Annotated in this window: 4 protein-coding genes; 1 reads left to right on the forward strand and 3 read right to left on the reverse strand. The window is 31.7% G+C overall.

Annotated elements, in window-relative coordinates; genetic code table 11:
• Positions 1-431 precede the first annotated feature (431 nt).
• The 3 genes from nadD to QZ260_RS00855 form a co-directional block, all read right to left on the reverse strand.
• Positions 432-1,010, reverse strand: coding sequence for a nicotinate (nicotinamide) nucleotide adenylyltransferase (gene nadD, locus QZ260_RS00845; RefSeq protein WP_295981684.1), 579 nt, complete (start codon positions 1,008-1,010; stop codon positions 432-434).
• 111 nt (positions 1,011-1,121) lie between these two features.
• Positions 1,122-1,715 carry a guanylate kinase gene (gene gmk / locus QZ260_RS00850; protein WP_295981686.1) on the reverse strand — a complete coding sequence of 198 codons (594 nt, stop codon included), beginning with the start codon at positions 1,713-1,715 and terminating at the stop codon, positions 1,122-1,124.
• 50 nt (positions 1,716-1,765) lie between these two features.
• Complete coding sequence (locus QZ260_RS00855) at positions 1,766-2,623, reverse strand: YicC/YloC family endoribonuclease (protein ID WP_295981688.1); 858 nt, start codon at positions 2,621-2,623, stop codon at positions 1,766-1,768.
• A 148-nt stretch (positions 2,624-2,771) separates the two neighbouring features.
• Here QZ260_RS00855 and QZ260_RS00860 point away from each other — a divergent pair.
• Positions 2,772-3,362 (forward strand): SUMF1/EgtB/PvdO family nonheme iron enzyme (locus QZ260_RS00860; protein WP_295981691.1); only part of this gene is annotated, 591 nt, incomplete at its 3' end.

Genomic DNA, 3,362 nt, shown 5'->3' on the forward strand with positions numbered 1-3,362 from the left:
TTTTTCGCTGGTATGGCATACAATGTATGCAACAACACAGGCAAACAAAAATTTTGCTATTAATGCTCGATTATTTGAGCATACGTTCGCATCCCATAGCGTTTGGGGTATAATAAACAATGAATCTTAAATAAGATTAAATGTCCTTTTATCAAAAATATTTAAAATGGTTGATTTAATAAAAGCTTTGTAAATTAACAAAATATTGAATTTAGTGTAACTTTATTATCGTTAAAGCGCGAATAAATTACTATAATAAGTTGTTTTTTATTAAAAAATAATTCTAAAACATTTAGTGTATAAATCTCTCACCTTTTTAATGTATTACATAAAAAGCATGTGAATATTAAGTTTAGAAGTAAAGGTGTAAAACGGCTATTATTTAAGGCGCTAACCTAGAAAAAAATTAATGAAAATTATTCGAATTAATGTTACTTATAAAAATTCATTTCGTCCAAATATTCCCAAACGTGTTGCGGGAGCATGGGTTGTACATTTTTACCAGCTTTTATAGATTTTCTGATAAACGTTGAAGAGAGCTCCATGATGGGAGCATCAATAACATGAATGTTTTTGTGTCCATCAAATTGGGTTTCTACTCTGTCTTTTGAAATTCGGGGATAAACGTATATATGATGGTTTTCTAGAATAAGTTCATAGTTTTTCCATTTATGAAAACTTTTTAAGTTGTCTTCACCCATAATTAAAGAAAAGGCATAATCAGGATGTTTTTCTTGTAAATGGACCAGTGTATTTATGGTGTAATTTGGTTGCGGTAAGTTAAACTCAATATCGCTAGGTTTAAGTTTGGTATAATCTTGTGTTGCGCGATAAACCATTTCTAAACGCTGGAAATCATCTAATAAACTACTTTTCTTTTTAAATGGATTATGTGGCGTTACTACAAACCAAATTTGATCTAAATCGCTGTACTCTGCCAAATGATTAGCAATAACTAAATGACCGATGTGTATGGGGTTGAAAGAACCAAAATATAACCCGATTTTCATGTGTTCAAATTTATTGTTTTTAAAAGGTTACTCCGAAATTGTGGGAGCAGGCAATGCAACATTTATAAAATGAGTTTAAAGTAAAGTGTTTTAGTACTGCATGTTTCATGTTTAAGAATTTATGAAATCACCAACTTTTTTTTCAGCTTCTATAAGCGCTTCGTCCAAATTATCATTAACAATTATAGTATCGAATAAAGGCGCTGTTGCTAATTCTGCCGAAGCTTTGGCAACACGCATATTTATTTTGTCTTCACTCTCAGTTTTGCGCTTTTTCAATCGTATTTTCAATGCGTCAATACTTGGTGGTTTTACAAAAACAGCTAAGGTTTGCTCAGGATATTTTCGTTTTATACGCAGTCCGCCAGAAACATCAATATCAAAAATTACATTTTTACCTAGCGCCCAAATACGCTCCACTTCGGTTTTTAAGGTGCCGTAAAAATTATCTCGATAGACTTCTTCCCACTCTAAAAAAGCATCACTCTTAATTTTGTTTTTAAATTCTTTTGCAGAAAGAAAATAATAGTCTTTACCGTGCGCTTCTTCCCCACGTTTTTCTCTCGAAGTTGCAGATATTGAAAATTCTAAGTTTAAATTATCAACGCCTAATAAATGCCTAACTATAGTTGTTTTTCCTGAACCTGATGGAGCTGAAAACACGATGAGTTTACCTTGTTTATTCTTGCTTTTTTCTTCTAACACAAATACTTACTTTTTTTGACTGAATACTGCGACTGTGACTGTAAACTGAACTACAACACATTCAATAACTGTTCTTTAATTTTTTCCAGTTCATCTTTCATTTCAACAACCAATTGTTGCATGGGTGCGTAGTTACTTTTAGAACCAATAGTGTTTATCTCTCTGCCCATTTCCTGACTAATAAACCCTAGTTTTTTTCCGTTAGAATCTTTTGAATTTATAGATTCTGTAAAATAATTGAGATGGTTTTTTAAGCGTACTTTTTCTTCAGTAATATCAAATTTTTCAATATAATATACCAGTTCTTGCTCAAACCTATTTTCGTCGTATTTTTCTCTTAATTCTTCAACACCTTTTAATAAACGTTCTCGCACACCCTCAACACGTTCAGGATCCATGGCAATAACCTTATCAAGTAATTCATTTATGGTAACAATGCGGTTATTAAAGTCAATTTCAAGAACTTTCCCTTCATTTAATCTATAGTTATTCAAGTCCTCAATAGCATGGTGTATTTCAGCTTCAATAGATTTCCATTCATTTTCATTAATTTCTTCTCGAACCGTATTAAGTGCATCTGGAAAACGAACAGCCATTTTTAGCATATCTATTTCGTCACCATCTACTACATTTTTTAATTGCTCGATATATTGCTTAACAACAGGCGTGTTTATTTGCGTAGAGGTATCTTCTGCAGTAGCTTCTACATAAATTGAAAAATCTACTTTTCCACGAACCAATTTATCTGCTAAAATTTTTCTTATAGCTAATTCTTTTTCTCTATAAATAGAGGGCATTCTAGCATTTAAATCTAAATTTTTACTGTTTAAAGATTTAAGCTCTATGGTTACTTTTTTTGTTGGTAATTGCAAAACAGATTTTCCGTAACCTGTCATAGAATATATCATAAACGCGAGTATTAATGTTATGCAAATGTAATTAAAACCGATAGAAAGTAAAGGAAATAACTTGTGTTAAAAAAACACTTTAAATACGATAAGTGGGTTTTAAAGTAATTAATAAATACATTTACAGAAATAATTTTATGATAGTAATATGAATAAAATAAAGCACTTAATTCTAATGGCGTTATGCTACTTAGTAATAATAGCATGTAAAGAAAATAAAGCCGAAGCTTTAATTGAAGATAAAAAAACAGATGAAAACATCTATAAAAAAGTAGCGGATAGTCTTTCTACAAATCTACCAGAAGGTATGCTCTGGATTCCGGCAGGTTCATTTTTACAAGGCGCTGTTCAACAAGATAAAATGGCTATGAGTCATGAAAAACCACAGCACCCGGTTACGGTTGATGGGTTTTTTATGGATATAACAGAGGTAACTAATGCTGCGTTTAAAAATTTTGTAAACGAAACAGGCTATATCACTATTGCAGAACGTGAAATTGATTGGGAGGCCATGAAAAAACAATTGCCAGAAGGGACACCTAAGCCACATGATAGTATTTTACAACCAGGGTCACTATTGTTTAAGAAAACAAAATCTTCGGTGCCTAATTTATATGATTTTTCACAATGGTGGCGATGGGAAATTGGTGTTAACTGGAGACACCCAAGTGGACCTGATAGCAGTATTGAAGGCAAAGATAATCACCCTGTTGTACACATAAGTTATGAAGATGCTTTA

Source organism: uncultured Algibacter sp. (assembly GCF_905480415.1).
Classification (GTDB): domain Bacteria; phylum Bacteroidota; class Bacteroidia; order Flavobacteriales; family Flavobacteriaceae; genus Algibacter_B.